General features: G+C 72.3%; 10 protein-coding genes. 6 read left to right on the top strand and 4 right to left on the bottom strand.

All coding sequences use genetic code 11. From position 1 onward, the window contains the following. The first annotated feature begins 92 nt into the window (after positions 1-92). On the top strand, positions 93-1,589 hold the full coding sequence (locus Aau02nite_RS09815; RefSeq protein ID WP_212988024.1) for a S8 family serine peptidase: 1,497 nt from the start codon (positions 93-95) through the stop codon (positions 1,587-1,589). 185 nt (positions 1,590-1,774) lie between these two features. Further along, positions 1,775-3,325 carry a GGDEF domain-containing protein gene (locus tag Aau02nite_RS09810; protein ID WP_212988023.1) on the top strand — a complete coding sequence of 517 codons (1,551 nt, stop codon included), beginning with the start codon at positions 1,775-1,777 and terminating at the stop codon, positions 3,323-3,325. A gap of 24 nt (positions 3,326-3,349) precedes the next feature. On the opposite strand, the gene Aau02nite_RS09805 is transcribed toward Aau02nite_RS09810, so the two are convergent. Next, complete coding sequence (locus tag Aau02nite_RS09805) at positions 3,350-4,309, bottom strand: quinone oxidoreductase family protein (RefSeq protein ID WP_212988022.1); 960 nt, start codon at positions 4,307-4,309, stop codon at positions 3,350-3,352. Positions 4,310-4,379: 70 nt separating this feature from the next. Here Aau02nite_RS09805 and Aau02nite_RS09800 point away from each other — a divergent pair, with 70 nt between their 5' ends. Both Aau02nite_RS09800 and Aau02nite_RS09795 read left to right on the top strand, forming a co-directional pair. After that, complete coding sequence (locus Aau02nite_RS09800; protein WP_212988021.1) at positions 4,380-5,018, top strand: TetR/AcrR family transcriptional regulator C-terminal domain-containing protein; 639 nt, start codon at positions 4,380-4,382, stop codon at positions 5,016-5,018. 113 nt (positions 5,019-5,131) lie between these two features. Then, positions 5,132-5,644 (top strand): GNAT family N-acetyltransferase, encoded by a 513-nt coding sequence (locus Aau02nite_RS09795; protein ID WP_212988020.1) that lies wholly within the window; start codon positions 5,132-5,134, stop codon positions 5,642-5,644. 15 nt (positions 5,645-5,659) lie between these two features. Here the strand turns inward: Aau02nite_RS09795 and Aau02nite_RS09790 are convergent, their stop codons facing one another. Continuing rightward, positions 5,660-8,551, bottom strand: coding sequence for a GH92 family glycosyl hydrolase (locus Aau02nite_RS09790; RefSeq protein ID WP_246595025.1), 2,892 nt, complete (start codon positions 8,549-8,551; stop codon positions 5,660-5,662). Between the two features lie 119 nt (positions 8,552-8,670). Between Aau02nite_RS09790 and Aau02nite_RS09785 the strand changes: the two genes are divergently transcribed. Then, positions 8,671-11,913 (top strand): GH92 family glycosyl hydrolase, encoded by a 3,243-nt coding sequence (locus Aau02nite_RS09785; RefSeq protein ID WP_246595024.1) that lies wholly within the window; start codon positions 8,671-8,673, stop codon positions 11,911-11,913. On the opposite strand, the gene Aau02nite_RS09780 is transcribed toward Aau02nite_RS09785, so the two are convergent. Continuing rightward, the gene (locus Aau02nite_RS09780; protein WP_212988017.1) at positions 11,906-13,057 is read right to left on the bottom strand and encodes an MFS transporter; all 1,152 of its coding nucleotides are present in this window, start codon (positions 13,055-13,057) and stop codon (positions 11,906-11,908) included. The genes Aau02nite_RS09785 and Aau02nite_RS09780 overlap by 8 nt on opposite strands. Positions 13,058-13,122: 65 nt before the next feature. Here Aau02nite_RS09780 and pdxR point away from each other — a divergent pair, with 65 nt between their 5' ends. Then, on the top strand, positions 13,123-14,496 hold the full coding sequence (gene pdxR, locus Aau02nite_RS09775) for a MocR-like pyridoxine biosynthesis transcription factor PdxR (protein ID WP_212988016.1): 1,374 nt from the start codon (positions 13,123-13,125) through the stop codon (positions 14,494-14,496). Between the two features lie 13 nt (positions 14,497-14,509). Here the strand turns inward: pdxR and Aau02nite_RS09770 are convergent, their stop codons facing one another. Next, on the bottom strand, positions 14,510-15,991 hold the full coding sequence (locus Aau02nite_RS09770) for a gluconokinase (protein ID WP_212988015.1): 1,482 nt from the start codon (positions 15,989-15,991) through the stop codon (positions 14,510-14,512). Positions 15,992-16,034: the final 43 nt, after the last annotated feature.

Here is a 16,034-nt window from a genome sequence, read left to right as displayed (position 1 = left end):
CCGATCGGCCATGTTTGCCGCAACTCGTTCACAACCGGCGTGATCCTGCCGAGCACTCGGATCACATCGCCGGAACGTCGAAGGAGCAGCAGTTGAGGAAGACAGTCCGCCTCAGGGCCGCCGGGGCGGCTGTCGTCACAGCGGCCGCCCTGCTGTATCCCAGCACCGCGGAGGCCGCCGTCACGACGGCCTCCTTCACCGACTACGCCTACCCCGCCACGGCCACGACGCTGCCCGACGTACGCCGCATCATCCGGGACGACGTGGCGGCGGCCGCCGGCTACACCGGCAAGGGTGTCGGGATCGCCCTCATCGACACCGGCGTCGTACCGGTGGCCGGACTCACCAGCGGCAACGTGGCCAACGGGCCCGACCTGTCGCTGGAGTCGCAGGTGCCGGGCCTGCTCCGCCGGGACACGTACGGTCACGGCACCCACCTGGCCGGCATCATCGCCGGGCGCGACGCCGTGGGCGGCACCTTCAAGGGCGTGGCCCCCGACGCCAAGCTGATCTCCCTCAAGGTGGGCGCGGCCAACGGCGCGGTCGACGTCACCCAGGTGATGGCCGCGATCGACTGGGTGGTGGCGCACCGCAACGACGATCCGGCCAACCCGATCAAGGTGCTGAACCTGTCGTACGGCACGGACAGCACGCAGAGCTGGGTCAGCAGCCCGCTCAGCGAGGCCGTGGAGAACGCGTACCTGGCCGGCATCAGCGTGATCGTCGCCTCCGGGAACACCGGCGGCAACATCCTGAACCCGGGCTCCAACCCGTACATCGTCACCGTCGGTGCGACCGACCCCCGGGGCACCACCGGCACCGCCGACGACACGGTCGCCGCGTTCAGCAGCATGGGCACCACCAAGGACAACGCGCCCGACGTGCTGGCCCCGGGCCGGTCGATCGTCTCGCTGCGTGACCCCGGCAGCTACGCCGACGTGCACTACGCGTCGGCGCGGGTCGGGGACCGGTTCTTCAAGGGCAGCGGCACCTCCCAGGCCGCGGCGGTGGTCAGCGGCGCCACGGCCGTCCTGCTGCAGAAGTACCCGGCCCTGTCTCCCATGCAGGTCATGTGTTACCTGCGGGCCACCGGCACGCCGGTCACCGGCTCCTACGCCCCGCAGATCAACCTGCAGACGGCGATCAGGTCCACGCTGACCGGTTGCAGCCAGAGCGGGAGCACCATCACCGGTACGGGCAGCATCCAGCGGGACCGCGGCTCGTCGCAGGTGACCATGGGTGACGGTGTCGCGCTGACCGGGGAGCGGGACATCTTCGGGCCGTTGAGCTCCTCGGCCTGGGCCGCCGCGAGCGCCGCCCGGACCGCCTGGAGCGGCGGGGCCTGGATGGGCCGCCCGTGGACGGGCACCGGCTGGTCCAGCCCCACCGACGGGCAGGGCAACTGGTCCGGCAAGGCGTGGTCGGGCAAGGCGTGGTCGGGCAAGGCCTGGTCCGACCTGGCCTGGTCGGGGCAGACCTGGTCCGGCAAGGCGTGGTCCGGCAGCGGCGGTACGGCACCGAACTGGAGCGGAGCGACCTGGTCCTCGACCGGCTGGCTCACCGCCGGCGACAAGGGCTGGATGTCCTGAGCAGTACCGCGCCCCCTGGTGGGACGGTGGGTGTCCGTGCGGCGGGCACCCACCGTCCGCTTTCGCCGTACGGCGGAAAAGCACCCGAAGCGCAATCCGGTTCCCCTGCCGACGGCCCGCCGGTTGTCGATACGGCTGCCGTGAGCACAACGGGCACCAGCGATCCGGGCGCTGATCGGCGACGCATGTCGCCGGCGCCGGAGCTGGCCCGGCTGCTGGACGATCTGGAGACCTATCAGGGCCGCGACATCGCCGCGAACCTGGCATCCGCGGCGGCGATCGAGCGGGCGGCCCGCGAGTGCGGCGAGACCGTCCTGCAACTGCGGGCCCGGCTGGTGCAGGCCGACATGGCGCAACGCAACGGTGACCGCAGTGGCGCCGCGCAGGTGTTCCTCCAGATCCACCGGCAGGCGCAGGAACTGGGATCGCCGGAGCTGGTGGCCCGCAGCCACTTCCATCTGGCGCTGATCTACAACTACCTCGGCGACCACGCGGCGAGTCTGGAGAACGCGATCAGCGCCGTCGAGGTGCTCGAGGAGCACGCCTCCCCGGGACTGCGGCTGATGTACCTGAACCGGCTGGCCAACTCCCTGGGCGACGTCGGCTCCATCGGCGCGGCGCGGGAACGCTACCTGCAGGCCGAGCAGCTGGCGATCGCCATCAACGACCTGACCCGGCGGCTGATGGTGCTCAACAACCGCGCGTACACCGAGTTCCAGGCCGGTGAGCTGGCCGCCGCCGCGACGGTGGTCGAGCGGATGCGCGTGGTGGCGGCCGCCCTGGGCCGGGAGTTCCTGATCATCGAACGCGACACCGTCGCCAGCATCCAGATCGGGCTCGGTGAGTACGCGGATGCCGAGCAGACGCTGCTCTCGGTGCTGGACTCGCCGCTCTGGTACGAGGTGCACGACCTGGCGGAAGCCACGCTCACCCTGGCCCGGGCCCAGCGCTGTCTCGGCGCGCTCGACCGGGCCCAGCAGAGCCTCGATCGCAGCCGTACCCTCGGCGAGGAGCGCGAGCTCACCGGGATCCGGGTGGCGGTCATGGCCGAGCAGGCCGAGCTGTACGCGGCGACCGGCGCGTACGAGCAGGCGTTCTTCGAGTACAAGCGGTACGACGCCGCCCGGGAACAGCTCCGGTCGGCCCAGCAGGAGGCCCGGGCCCACACCCGGCAGGCGATGTTCGAGACCGCGCAGGCCCGCAACGACGCCGCACGGTACCGCGAGCAGGCGCTCCGGGATCCCCTCACCGGCCTGCGCAACCGGCGCTACGTGGACGACCACCTGCCGGCTGCCGTGGCTCTGGCGGCCGAGACACGATCACCGCTGACGATCGCCGTCGTGGACATCGACCACTTCAAGCGCATCAACGACACCCTGTCGCACGAGGCGGGCGACGAGGTCCTGGTCGCCGTGGCCCAGCTGCTGCGCTCGGTGCAGCAGACGGTGGCCGACACCGGCTTCGTCGCCCGGATGGGTGGTGAGGAGTTCCTCGTGGTCCTGCCCGGCCTCGGTGCCGGACAGGCCGCCGGCCGGCTGGAGACGCTGCGCGAGGCGGTCGACCGGCACCCGTGGCAACCGGTGACCGGTGACCTGCCGGTGACGGTCAGCATCGGGGCCACCACGACGCAGGGCCATGACGCACCGTCCACCCTGCTCGCCGACGCGGACCGGATGCTGTACTCCGCCAAGGACGCCGGCCGCAACCGGGTGGTCGTGCTGCCACCCGCGGCCTGATCCCGGCCGGCGCGGCGCGACCGGTCAGTCCGGGACGACGACGGCCCGGGTGCGGCCCTGGTGCGCCCAGGCCTCGCCGACGCGGCTGAGCGGGTAGGCGGTGTACGGCGCGTCGAAGGTGCCGTCGGCGAACCGGGCGAGGACGGCGGGAAGCTCGGCGATCATCCGCGCTTTCGACACTGATCCCACGCCGCTGCCGCTGATCCGGATCCGCCTGCTGCGCAGCAGCGCCGCGGGCAGCGCCGCCTCGGTTCCGCCGAGCGAGCCGATCTGCACGTAGTCGACCGGCGCACCGTCCTCGTCGGCGCGGGCCCGGCCCAGTGCGGTGAAGGCGGCCTCGGCAGCGGGACCCCATACGAAGTCGAGCACGAGTGCGGGCTGGATGTCGGCGACGGTGGCGCTGAGGGCGTCTGCCCAGGTGTCCGGGGTGGCGGGGGCGAGCGCCACGGTGACGGCGCCCAGGTCGCTCAGCCGTTCCAGGGCCGCCCGGTCGCGACCGGCCGCGACGACCTGCTTCGCGCCGAGGGACAGTGCCGCTCGCACGGCCAGGCTGCCCGACATGCCGGTCGCGCCCAGCACCAGCACGGTGGTGAGCTCACCGGCCTCCTCGCGCCGGGCGGCCAGCGCCATCCAGCCCGACATGGCGGGGTTCATCCCGGCGGCGACGGCGAGCGGATCGGCCCCGGCCGGCACCGCCACGTCGAACGGCGTGACCATCCGCTCGGCCATCGTGCCCCACGGCGCGCGGGGTAGGCCGGTGTAGACCAGGCGCCCGTCGTCGGTCCGGGCCACCGCGTCGATGCCCGGCACGAGGGGATAGGCGTGGTCGCTGCCGTAGTGACGGCCCGAGGCCAGCCCGCGGACGACATGGTGGAGACCCGCGCCCACCAGGCGCAGCGGCGGCCGGTCGGGCCGCTGATCGGGGTCGGGGAACTCCGCGCAGACCGGGGCGGAATCGGGGCCGGTGACAACCGCAGCACGCATCTCAAGCCTCCTGAACTAAGTTCAATTACGGTGGACGTCACCGTGCCTGAACTTTGTTAAGGTGTCAAGCGTGGCGAAGGGCATCACGCGGCAACGGATCGTGGCGGCGGCACTCGAGCTCCTGAACGACCAGGGCATGGACGCTCTGACCGTCCGGGCGCTCGCGTCCCGGCTCGGGGTGGGAGCGCCCGCTCTGTACTGGCACGTCCGCAACAAGCAGGAACTGCTCGACGAGATGGCCACGTTCGTCATGCGCCGGGTCACCGACGCCGTCTCGGCGATCCCGCCCGGCACCGGCTGGCGCGAGGACGTGGCCGCCTACGCCCGCATGCTGCGCTCGGAGTACCTGCTCCACCGGGACGGCGCCCGCATCTTCAGCGGCACGCGCATCGCCGATCCCGACGTGGTGAAGGCGAAGGAGCCCTGGCTCGCGCGCGTGACCGCGGCCGGATTCACGCTCACCCAGGCGGACGACGCCGTCGACCTGGTCACCGCGTTCGTGGTCGGCTTCGTCATCGAGGAACAGGAACGGGCCCCGGCGGCCGGCGCCGACCCGGACCGCTACTCGCTCGCCGGGCGCGACGCCTGGCTGGGCGACGGCGCCGAGCTGGTCAAGGCGGCCGGACACCAGCGCGACGACGGGGACCCGAGGTTCGAAAGGCAGCTCGGCGTCATCCTCGACGGGCTCGCGGCCCAACTGAGCCGCTGACGCACCAGGCTCGACAACACCGCCCACGTCAGCGACTGACGATCGGGCAGAAGACCTGGTGCCTTCGGGCCGCGGTGTGGCGGGCGGCGCGGCCGGGTCCGCATGATCGACGAATGTCTGGAGTCAAGCTACGAGCTGTCCGGCGCGAGGATCTGCCGTTGCTGGCCGTCGACCACGCGGCCGATCCGATCGACACCTTCGGCTTCGTCGCCACGAACGCGCTGGAGCGGGCCTTCGCCGCCGACGGGCTGCTCGGCTACGACAGCGGGACCCTGGTGATCGAGGATGCCGACGGCGCGGTGGCCGGCAAGGCCTCGTGGCTTCCGGTGCCCCACGGACCGAATCCACCCTCCCGCGCGCTGAACGTCGGAATGCGGCTGCATCCCGACTTCCGCAGCCGCGGTATCGGTGTCCCCGCGCTGGCCCTGCTGGCGACCTACCTGTTCGACACCACGACGGTCGAGCGGTTGCAGGCCGAGACCGATGTCGGGAACGTCGCCGCGCAGCGTGGTCTGGAGAAGGCCGGGTTCCAGCGCGAGGGCGTCGCCCGGCACGCCCAGTTCCGCAAGGGGACCTGGCACGACATGGTCGTCTACAGCCTGCTGCGCGGCGACCCCCGGCCGTGAGACCGGGTCGCGGGGTCACTGCAGGGTCGCGGCGTACAGCTGGATCCGGGTGTCGTCGGGCAGGGTGACCGAGCGCAGATCCTTGCCCGGGTCCAGGGCCACCGAGATCCCGAACAGGTTGACCGCCGGCCCGTCGGTGCCCTGGCCGGCCTTGATGCGGTGCGGCATGGCCAGCACGGCCGGACCGGTGGCACACCAGTCCGGGACGGTCACGGCGGTCGCGGCGGTGCTGCCGTCGGTGTAGCGGACGGTCACCGTGCCGGACACCGGACCGTGGTGGGCCGCGGTGACGAGCCGCAGGGTGCTGCGCCGTACGGCGGGCAGCGGCAGGGTCTGCCGTCCGGCCTGGACGAAGTTCCTGGCCGTGCCGCCCGGCGGCGGCGCGCTGTAGGTCACGCCGGCCCAGCTCACCGTGCCGGCCGGCGGCAGCAGGGCCGCGTCGTAGCTCCAGCCGCCGCCGTCGAAGTTGCCTTCCCCGCTCGCCGCGGTGGTGGCGGTGCCGTCCGTGGTGCGGGCCGCGGAGAGGTCGATGCCGCACTGCGTGCCGGACGTCACGAGGCACGCCGCACTGTTCACCGACGGCGGTTGGTCACCCGCGGCCGTGCCCCAGCCCGACGGTGCGGTGCCGACGGTGTGCGCGATGGTGCCACCGCGGGCGACGGTCTGCCAGGTGAGCCAGTTCGCGGTCTGCGCCCGGCCGTTGACCTGGACGGACTGCACGTAGCGGCGGGCGTCGCTGACGTCCGGCGCGGTGATGGCCAGCGTGCCGCCCTGGTTGGTGTGCCCGCCGATCCGCACGGTGGCGGACGGGAACTGCGGGCTGCTCACGGTCAGGAAGTTCGCGCCGCTCATGGTCGGATAGAGGCCCAGGGAGGAGAAGACGTACCAGGCGCTCATCGTGCCCAGGTCGTCGTTGCCGGTCATGCCGTCCGGGCCGGTGGTGAACAAGGTCATCGCGGCGCGGACCACGGTGGCGGTCTTGGCCGGGGCGCCGGCCCAGTGATACATGTACGGGGCCAGCAGATCCGGCTCGTTGTTGGGGTTGTAGGTCGCCTTGCCGTAGTAGTCGTACGGCGCCGTGATCCAGTCGGTCCGCGCGGTGCCGGCCGGGTCGTTCAGCAGTTTCGGGTACGCGAAGAAGTCGTCCAGCCGCTTCTCGGTGGCCGCCCGCCCGCCCATCAGCGACACCAGCCCGGCCGGGTCCTGCGGCACCAGCCACTGGTACTGGTACGCCCCGCCCTCATGGAACTGGTGGCCGGCGTCGACCGGGTTGTACGGCGTGACCCAGGCCCCCGAGGTGGTACGGGGCCGGAAGTGCTTGATCGAGGCGTCCCACAGGTTGTGGTACCACTGGCCGCGCGTGGTGAACGTCCGGGCGTCGTCGGTGCGGCCCAGGGCGGTGGCCATCAACGCCAGCGAGGCGTCCGCGGCTGCGTACTCCAGGGTGGCCGAGGCGGGATGGACGCAGTCGTTGTCGCCGCCCTGGTGCGCGCAGTCGGTGCCCAGCGCCAGTCCCGAGGGGACGTAGCCGCGGTCGCTGTAGTACCCGTTCCCGCTGCGCCCGTTGTACGGCGAGCCGGCCGGCGGCCGTCCCAGCGCGTTGGTCCGCAGCAGGGTGTACGCCTCCTGCTCGTACCCGGCCAGCAGGCCCTTGGACCAGGCCTCGACCAGGAACGGGGTGACCGGGTCACCGGTCATGATGTTGGTCTCGCTGTTGGCCAGCGCCCAGCGCGGCAGCCACCCACCGTCGCGCCCGACCGCCAGCACCGACAGCGCCACGTCCCGGGCGACCTGCGGTGTCAGCATCTCCAGCAGCTGGTTCTGCGGGCGGTAGGTGTCCCACAGCGAGAAGTTCTGGTACGGCGTGTAGCCGCTCGCCGGGTGCACCCTGTCGTCGAAGCCCATGTACCGGCCGTCCACATCGCCGGCGACGTTGGGGTGCAGCAGTGAGTGGTACAGCGCGGTGTAGAAGGCACTCTGCCGGTCGGCCGTCCCGCCGGTGATCCGTACGGCGTCGAGCTGTTGCGCCCAGGCCGCGCGCAGAGCGGTCCGGGTCGCGGCGAAGTCGTACGAACCCCCGGTCTCGGCCGTGAGGTTCTTCCGGGCGCCTTCCACGCCGGTGTAGGACAGGCCCACCTTCACCACGACGTCGCGGTCGGTGGTGGCGTCGAAGGTGACCCAGGCGCCGTTGCCACCGGCGCCCGCCGCATCCCGGCTGCCCTGGCTGCGGGTGGAGTCGCGCCAGGTGCCGTAGGAGGCGAAGGGCCGGTCGAAGCTGGCCGTGAAGTAGACGGTGTGGTCGTCCTTGCCGGCACAGAAGTTGCCGGCGCGGACCCGGCCCTCGACGGTCCGGTCGCCGACGACGTGGATCTCGGAGTCGAAGACGGTCTGGTTGGCCTTGCCGGTGTTGAACAGGACGTTGGCGGCGCCGGTGGCGGGGAAGGTGTACTTCTGCCAGCCGGTGCGCGCGGTCGCGGTGAGTTCGGCGTTCACGCCGTACTTCGACAGGCCGACCCGGTAGTAGCCCGGGGTGGCCTGTTCGTCGGCATGGCTGTACGCCGAGCGGTAGGCGTTCGGGTCGACGCTGCTCACCGCGCCGGTGGTCGGCATGATCGGCAGCTCGCCGGCGACGCCGCAGCCGACACCGGACAGGTGGGTCTGGCTGAAGCCGTAGATGGTGTTCTGCAGGTAGTCGTAGCCGCCCTGGCCGCCGGTGTCCGGGCTGACCTGCACCATGCCGAACGGCGCACTGGCCCCCGGGAAGGTGTTGCCGAAGTTCTGCGTGCCGACGAACGGCCGCACCAGATCGACCGGCTCGACGGCGGCCTCGGCGGCAGTGCCGCCGGCGACCAGCGTGGCGGCGGTCAGCAGGGCGGCGGCAGCCAGCCGGGGGAGTCGCGATGCCACGAGGGGTGCCTCCGGGTCAACGGCGGAAAAAGATGGTGACATCGTTGTCACACGAAGTTAAATGAGTCAATATCTGGGGCAGGACTTCCCGCCTGACTGGAATGCAGGTCGCCATGAGCATGAAGCAGAGACCCCTCGCCTGGCTGACCACTGCGGTCCTGATCGCGGGTGGGCTCGTCGCCACCGCGCTGCCGGCCTCGGCCGCGCCGGGCGACTTCGTCACCGGGTTCGAGGCCGGCGATCCCCAGCCGACCTGGCAGAACAGTGTGGAGAGCACCGCCGGGATCGGCGGCTACTGCTGTGGGCTCACCGGTATGGAGAGCGCGCCGCGTACCGAGACCGCGCACACCGGCTCGGCGGCGCTGATGTACTCGGGCACCGACACCAGCACGACCTCGTCGTACTCGTACAACCGCATCTTCGATGTCGATCTGCCGGTCACCGCGGCCACCACCCTGTCCTACTGGGTCTATCCACAGTCCGGCGGGCACCTGGACGTCGCGGTCGACCTCGTCTTCACCGACGGCAGCACGCTGCGCGACTCCGGGGCCGTCGACCAGCGCGGGATCCGGGTGCACCCGGCCTTCCAGGGCAGCGGCTCCGGCCTGGCCTTCAACCAGTGGAACCTGGTCACCTCGCGGATCGGGGACAACGTCGCCGGCCGGACCGTCGACCGCATCCTGATCGCCTACGACCAGCCGCTCAACACCGGTACCTTCCGCGGCTACCTCGACGACATCTCGATCCAGGCCGGCGGTGCCCCGGCCCGCCTGTCCGACCTGGTCGACACCCGGCGCGGATCGAACTCCACCGGCAGCTACTCGCGCGGCAACACCTTCCCCGGCACCACCGTCCCGAACGGCTTCAACTTCTGGACCCCGATCACCAACGGCAACAGCGACAGCTGGCTCTACGAGTACAAGTCCACCACCGTGCAGGGCTTCGGGATCAGTCACGAGCCGAGCCCGTGGATCGGTGACTACGGCCAGCTGCAGGTGATGCCCATGACCGGCGGCGTGAAGTCCACTCCGGACGCGCGCAAGTCCACCTTCAAGCACAGCAACGAGGTGGCCAAGGCGCACTACTACAAGACGCAGCTGGACACGTACGGGATCACCGCGGAGATCGCGCCGACCGACCATGCCGGCGCGCTGCGGTTCACCTACCCGGCCGCCGCCGAGTCGGTGATCCTGTTCGACACCGTCGACAGCGCCGGCGGCTCGATCAATGTCGACGCCGCCGCCCGCGTCGTCTCCGGCCACGTCGACCACAAGGGTCAGCGGATGTACTTCTCCGGCGCCGTGGACAAGGCGATCGCGGCCACCGGCACGGTCAGCGGGCAGGGCGCGACCACCTGGATCCGCTTCGCGACCACGGCCGGCGAGAAGGTCAACCTCCGGATGGCGACCTCCTTCATCAGCGTGGCCCAGGCCGCGAGCAACCTGAGCCAGGAGATCGGCGGCAAGACCTTCGACACCGTACGCGAGGAAGCCGCGGCCACCTGGGACACGGCGCTCAGCCGGGCCCGCATCGAGGGGGCGACCGACGACCGGATGGTCACCTTCTACTCCAACCTGTACCGGGCGTTCATGTATCCGAACAACCGCTCCGAGATGGTCGGCGGTGTCCGCCGGTACCACAGCCCCTACGACAACGCGGTGCACGACGGGCAGATGTACGTCAACAACGGCTTCTGGGACACCGCCCGCGCGGTCTGGCCGCTGTACTCGCTGCTGACGCCGACGCGGACGGGCGAGATGCTCGACGGGGTGGTCAACGCGTACAAGAACGGGGGCTGGACGCCGCGCTGGACCGGGCCCGGCTACATCGACATCATGGTCGGCACCAACCAGGACCTGGCCTTCGCCGACGCGTACGCCAAGGGGGTGCGCAACTTCGACTACCGGGCCGCGTACGCCTCGATGGTGAAGAACGCCAGCGTCTACTCCGCCTCCGGCTCCCGGGGCCGCAAGGGCATCGAGGTCTCGACCTTCAAGCGGTACGTGCCCACCGACGTCCGCGGGGAGGCGGCCTCCTGGACCCTGGAGGACGCCACCAACAACTACGGCATCGCGCAGCTCGGCCGGGCGCTGGGCTTCACCGAGGACGCCGACTACTTCCAGAACCGCGCGCTGGACTACGCCAACCTGTACTCCTCGTCGGTCGGCTTCTACCGGGGCAAGCAGAAGTCGGGCGCCTGGCGGACCGCCGACTCGGCGTTCAGGCCGCACGAGTGGGGCTGCGAGTTCACCGAGGGCGCGCCCTGGCACTACGCCACCCCGGCCCCGCAGGACCCGCAGGGCATGGCCAACCTCTACGGTGGCCGGGCCCAGCTCTCCAGCAAGATCGACTCGGTCTTCGCGGCCTCCCGTGACTTCCTGCCCGGCTGCTACGGCGGCACGATCCACGAGATGACCGAGGCCTACGACACCAACATGGGCCAGTACGCGCACTCCAACGAGCCGATCCACCACATGCTCTACATGTACAACTACGCCGGCACCCCGGCGAAGACCCAGACCCGCGTCCGCGACGTGCTCACCAAGCTGTACGACTCGGGCGCCGGCACGGGCAACGGCTACCTCGGCGACGAGGACAACGGCCAGATGTCCGCCTGGTACGTGTTCAGCGCCCTCGGCTTCTACCCGGCCCGGATGGGCAGCACCGACTACACCATCGGGGCGCCGCTGCACCCGAAGGCGACCGTCACGCTGGAGGGCGGCAAGACGTTCACCGTCACGGCGCCCGGCGTGAGCGACACCAACCGCTACATCCAGAGCGCCACCCTCAACGGAGTGGCCTACCCGAAGAACTACCTGACCCACGCGGATCTCACGGCCGGCGGCACGCTGAGCTTCACCATGGGGCCGAACCCGTCGTCGTGGGGCACCGGGGCGAACGACATCCCGGCCTCGATCACGACCGGCAGCGCGGTGCCGCGGCCGCTGACCGACAAGGCCACCGGCGGCACGCTCACCGCCAGCGGCGAGAACGGCACCGCCGAGGGCCGGGCCAGCCTGGTCGACGACACCTCCCTGACCAAGTGGCTGACCTTCCAGAACACCGCCACCCTGGAATACCGCTTCGCCGGCACCGGCACAGCGGCGGTCCGGCAGTACACACTGACCTCGGCCGACGACAGCCCGCAACGCGACCCGAAGAGCTGGACGCTGCAGGGTTCCACGGACGGCACCACCTGGACCACGCTGGACACCCGCAGCAACCTGGACTTCAGCGACCGGCGGCAGACCCGGGCCTTCGTCATCGCCAACACCACCGCCTACCCCCGCTACCGCTTGCAGATCACGGCCAACCACGGCGCGGCCGAGACCCAGCTGGCCGAATGGGAGCTGCTCAGCTGACCATCGCGGCGTCAGGCTGCTGGAGATCGGCACGGGGGACATGACGGCCTCCGGTCAGGAGGAGCGCGACGGCCGAGGCGGCCAGGGCGGCGGCACCGGCCAGGATGAAACCGGAGGCGGGACCGGCGGTGTCGGCCAGCAGACCACCGGTCGCGGCGCCGATCGCGGTGCCGACCGCGGTGGCGGTGGCCAGCCAGGCGAACGCCTCGGTCACCGTGCCGGCCGGGGCCGCGTCGTCGACCATGGCGTAGCAGCTGGCCAGGATCGGCGCGATCGTCGAGCCCGCCACGACGATCGCGACAGCGGCCCCGGCCGGATGTGCCGCCACCGTGACCAGTACCAGGTGGCTCAGACCTGATGCGGCGATCAGCAGGGCCAGGCCGCGGCCGGTGCTCGCGCCGCCGCCGAGCCGGGCCGCGACGACCCCACCGGTCAGCGATCCGACGCCCCACAGACCCAGCAGCAGACCAGCGGCCGGCCCGGCCGAGGCGGCGACCGCCACCTCGGTAGCCCCGAACAGGACGCCCACTCCGGCGAGCACGACCACCAACGTGCGCAGGGCCGGGGCGGCGAGCGCGCTGCCCGTGGAGCGGCGGGTGCCGGCCGGGCGCCACCTGCGGGAGGCGGGGGAGAAGGCGAAGAGAACGGTTGCTCCGGCGAGTACGGCGCCGGCGGCGAGCAGGGCCGTACCGGTGCCGAAGAGGGCGCCCGTCCCCAGCGCCAGCGGTGGCCCGGCGACCCAGGTCAGCTCGGTGGCGGCGGCGTCCACCGCGTACGCCCGCCGGGAGTCCGCCCGGAGCGACGGTATGAGGGTGCGCATGCAGGCGCCGATCGGCGGCGTGGCGAAGCCGACGACCGCGGCCAGGACGATCAGCAGCGGCAGCGGCGTACCGGCCGGTGCGGCGGCGACGCCGGCCAGGGCGGCCCCGCAGGTCAGGGCCGAGCCGAGCAGCACCACCGTCTGGCCGCGGCGGTCGACGAGCCGGCCGAGCAGCGGGCCACCGGCCCCCTGGGCGACGGCGAGAGCGCCGGCAGCGGCGCCGGCCGAGGCGTACGACCCGGTCAGGTGCTCGACGTGCACGAGCATCCCGATGCTGAAGGCGGCGAGCGGGAGGCGGGCGATCACCGACGTGGAGAAGAGCATGCGTCCACGGTCGTCCGGCACTGGTACAAACAACAGAGCCAGTGCTGCCGCGGAAAAGGGGACCAGTGGACTTTCTGCTGACCGTAGCCAGGGACCGGCCGGGCACCCTGAGCGCGCAGATCCAGAGCGGCTTCCGGAACGCCGTCCGGGAGGGCAGCCTGCGCGCCGGCACCCCCGTACCGTCCACCCGCGAACTGGCCGCCCAGCTCGGTGTCTCCCGCAAGGTCGCCGTGGACGCGTACGCCCAGCTGGCGGCCGAGGGTTACCTGGCGCTGCGGCAGGGCGCCCGGCCGCGGGTGGCCGACGGGCCCTTCCCGTCGTCGGTCTGCGCGCCGCCGGCGGTGTCCGGGGCGGCGCCACCGCGGTTCGACTTCATGCCGGCCCGGCCGGACGTCTCGTCGTTCCCCCGCGTGGAGTGGGCCCGATGCCTGCGCGACGCGGTCTCCGACATCACCGCCGCCGACCTGGGATACGGCGACGCCTTCGGGATGACCGAGCTGCGCGACGGCCTGGCCGGCTACCTGGGGCGGGTGCGGGGTGTGGTGGCCGGGGGCGACCGGATCGTCGTCACGAACGGCTACCTGCACGGTCTCGGGATGATCTGCCGGGCCCTGGCGGCGCGCGGTGCCCGGCGGATCGCCCTGGAGGATCCCAGCAGCGCCGAGGAGGGGCAGATCGCCGCGCGGGCGGGGCTGGAGGCTGTGCGCGTACCGGTGGACGGTCTGGGGCTCCGGGTTGATCTGCTCCCGGCGGCGGACGTCGACGCGGTCGTCCTGACCCCGGCGCACCAGCACCCGACCGGCGTCGTGCTGGCCCCGGACCGCCGGACCGCCCTGGTCGCCTGGCTCCGCGCCCGCGGCGCGATCGCCGTCGAGGACGACTACGACGCCGAGTACCGCTACGACCGGCCCGCGGTGGGAGCGCTGCAGGGCCTCGATCAGAACCATGTGGTGTACGCCGGAACGGCCAGCAAGGTCCTGGCGCCCGCGCTGCGCCTGGGCTGGATGGTCCTCCCGCCGTCCCTGCTGGACACCGTCCGTGAGGAGAGGCTGCTGCACGACCAGGGCACCGCGCGTATCGAACAGCTCGCCTTCGCCCACTTCCTGGAGCGCGGCCACCTGGACCGGCATCTGCGCAGAATGCGGCTGCGCTACCGCCGGCGCCGCGACGCCCTGGTGGCGGCCCTGGCCTCGGCGCTGCCGGAAGCAACCATCCGGGGGATCGCCGCGGGCCTGCACGTCACCGTCGAACTGCCGCCGTCCGCCGACGAGGCCCGGGTCACCGCCGCGGCCCGGGCCCGCGGCATCGCCCTGGCCTCCATGGCCGACTACCGGTCCGCCGGCCGCTACCCACCGACCCTGATCCTGGGCTATTCGCAGATGGCGGAGTCCCAGCTGCGCGCCGGCGCGGCCGAGCTGGCCCGGGCGGTCCGCGGCTGACTCACGTCGTGGATCAGCCGCGCACGAGGGCGTCGTACACCTCGGCGAACCGCGCGCGGCGTTGCGCGTAGTGCTCGACGTGCGCGGGCCGGGGCTCGTACGTCGCGCCGGTGGCCCGGGGCGCGCGCGGGACGTCCGGAGCCAGCACGTCGAGGGCGAGCAGCGCCGTGCCGCGCTGAGTGGCGCGCCGCCGGGTCACGTGCGTGACCGGCCGGCCGAGGACGTCGGCGAGGATCTGCAGCCACGCGGGCTGGTCGTTGCTGACCCGGCCGGCCGCCGCCACCTCCAGGACCCGCGGCGCGGCCGGGTGCAGCTCGTCGGCGACGCGCGCGTACGTCATGGCCACGCCCTCGACGATCCCGCGGAAGACGGTGTCGGCGTCCGTGGCCGCCGACACCCCGCCGAACACGGCGCGTGCGCCGCCGACCCAGCCGGGCGCGCGCTCACCGGTGAGGTACGGCAGCACCAGCGGCGTGGCATCGCTCGGTGGCGCGGTCAGGCCGGCTGCGAGCTCCGGGCTGAGGCGCAACGTGCTCTGCGCCCAGCTGACGGCGCGCCCGACGTCGTTGATCGCCCCGCCGAGCAGTGTCCGTCCCGCGTCGACCCGGTAATTCCACAGCCCGAACGGCAGAGGATCGGCCGGGCCGTCGACTAGCACCCGCAGCGCCCCGCTGGTGGCGGTAGCCGCGGTGAGCACGGTCGCGTCGGTCGCCCCCGACCCGATGTTGCTGGCGAAGCCGTCGGTGATGACCGGAAACCACACGGCGCGGGCGAGGGCGGGCCGGCGCACCGGGGCGGCCGCAGGCACCGGCTCGGTCATGTCCCGGGGCGGTGAGAACTGCTCGGGGCTCGCACCCACGGCGCGCAGCAACTCGGGGTCGAGCTCGCCGGTGCGCCGGTCCAGCAGGCCGGTCCACGCCACCGTGGAGGTCCCGGCCAGCGGGAGCCCGATCAGCCGGGCCAGGACGTACTCGCCCAGGGACCACCAGGCCGCGGCTCCGGCGGCGACGCGCGGGTCCGTGGCCGCGAACCGGCGCAGGCGCGGGGCGTGGTAGCTGGTGTGCAGGCGGGTGCCGGTGCGCTGCTGCAGCGCGTGCTCGTCGAGCTCCTCGCGCAGCGCCGTGACCGCGTCGGCGCTGCGGGAGTCGGCGTAGGTCAGGCACGGGGTGAGCGCGCGTCCGGCCGCGTCGACGGCGATCAGCGAGGCGGCGAAGGTGTCCATCGCGACGCCGGTGATGCGGGTCCCCAGCCGGGGATCGCCGGTGACCGCGTCGAGAACCTGCTCGACCTCGGCGGTCACCTGGTCCGGGTCGATGACCGAGGTGCCGTCGGGGGCGACCGTGAAGGCGTGCTCCACCTTGTGCTGCAGGCCGTGAACCCGCCGGCCCGACGCGTCGTGCACACCGCCCCGGGTGGCGGTGGACCCGATGTCCAGCGCGAGAACCAGCGGGTCCAGCGCCGCATCGAGGGCAACATCGTCATCGGTACGGGTCATCACGATCCTCGTCGTCGGCGGTACGGGTCTCCGGCGACGCCGG

This window comes from Actinoplanes auranticolor (assembly GCF_018332655.1).
In the GTDB taxonomy this organism is placed as follows: domain Bacteria; phylum Actinomycetota; class Actinomycetes; order Mycobacteriales; family Micromonosporaceae; genus Actinoplanes; species Actinoplanes auranticolor.
This window is presented reverse-complemented; position numbering and strand designations above follow the sequence as displayed.

Coding starts and splice junctions, on each gene's coding strand:
- Aau02nite_RS09810 (WP_212988023.1), top strand. CDS start 1,775: ATGTCGCCGGCGCCGGAGCTGGCCCGGCTGCTGGACGATCTGGAGACC.
- Aau02nite_RS09805 (WP_212988022.1), bottom strand. CDS start 4,309: ATGCGTGCTGCGGTTGTCACCGGCCCCGATTCCGCCCCGGTCTGCGCG.
- Aau02nite_RS09795 (WP_212988020.1), top strand. CDS start 5,132: ATGTCTGGAGTCAAGCTACGAGCTGTCCGGCGCGAGGATCTGCCGTTG.
- Aau02nite_RS09785 (WP_246595024.1), top strand. CDS start 8,671: ATGAAGCAGAGACCCCTCGCCTGGCTGACCACTGCGGTCCTGATCGCG.
- Aau02nite_RS09780 (WP_212988017.1), bottom strand. CDS start 13,057: ATGCTCTTCTCCACGTCGGTGATCGCCCGCCTCCCGCTCGCCGCCTTC.
- Aau02nite_RS09770 (WP_212988015.1), bottom strand. CDS start 15,991: ATGACCCGTACCGATGACGATGTTGCCCTCGATGCGGCGCTGGACCCG.